The sequence below is a fragment of the Oleiphilus sp. HI0043 genome (assembly GCF_001634935.1).
In genome coordinates this window covers 1-721 of sequence record NZ_LWEY01001905.1, presented here as the reverse complement: position 1 = coordinate 721, position 721 = coordinate 1, and the positions used below count along the sequence as shown (strand labels likewise).

Annotated in this window: 2 protein-coding genes; both read right to left on the bottom strand. The window is 45.9% G+C overall.

Going from position 1 to position 721, the window contains the following annotated elements; translation table 11 throughout:
- A partial coding sequence (locus A3729_RS29450; protein WP_255376423.1) for an FGGY family carbohydrate kinase occupies window positions 1-213 on the bottom strand: 213 nt, incomplete at its 3' end.
- On the bottom strand, window positions 213-721 hold a 509-nt coding region (locus A3729_RS29445; RefSeq protein WP_304439791.1), incomplete at its 5' end, for a glycerol-3-phosphate dehydrogenase C-terminal domain-containing protein. The genes A3729_RS29445 and A3729_RS29450, both read right to left, overlap by 1 nt.

Genomic DNA, 721 nt, shown 5'->3' with positions numbered 1-721 from the left:
ATCAATATCAGCTGCAGCCCATAGTTTATCGCAAGCTTTTTTTAATGAAGACCAGTAATACTCTGGATCTTGTTCAGCCCAGCCCGGCTGGCTAGAGAAGTAAGGCTCGAGCTCTTGTTTGCCCTTAGCGATCAAATTACCTTGGGTATCAAATATTATGGCCCGAACACTTTGAGTACCGTTATCAATGGTGAAGATATACTGCTCGCTCATCACACCACCCGCTCTTCTTTTTTGGCTTCTTCGACAGGAAGAGAATAATGAGCACTAATAATACGCTGATACCTGCTCGCCTCCTGATCCCAACGAGGCTCATCCCAGCCTAAAGCTTCCAAACAATGAGCCTTGACGCGAGTAAGCACGGCCTCACCACCTTTAGGAAGAACAAGTCCTAAACGAGTGCGGCGCAGCATTAGATCGTCTAAATGCACGACTAGTTGAGTTTCACAGGCATAAACAAGCTCAGCGAATATGGTATCACTAGTCAAGACTTTGTCTGCTAACTCAGGTTTCCTATCTACCAGCTCAACGATACGTTCTGCGCCAAAGCCATAGCGTCCTTTTAGCCTACGAATCTGAGGTGCATTGATATGAGCTGAAGCCATTACATGGTCAGTCTCAGGAAAGTGTGTACTCGACTTAAAGTCTTCAGGTTTCCGATTTAAATATCTCGCCGCCGTTTGAAGCACATCCAAGGCGATTAAACGATAAGTCGTCAGCT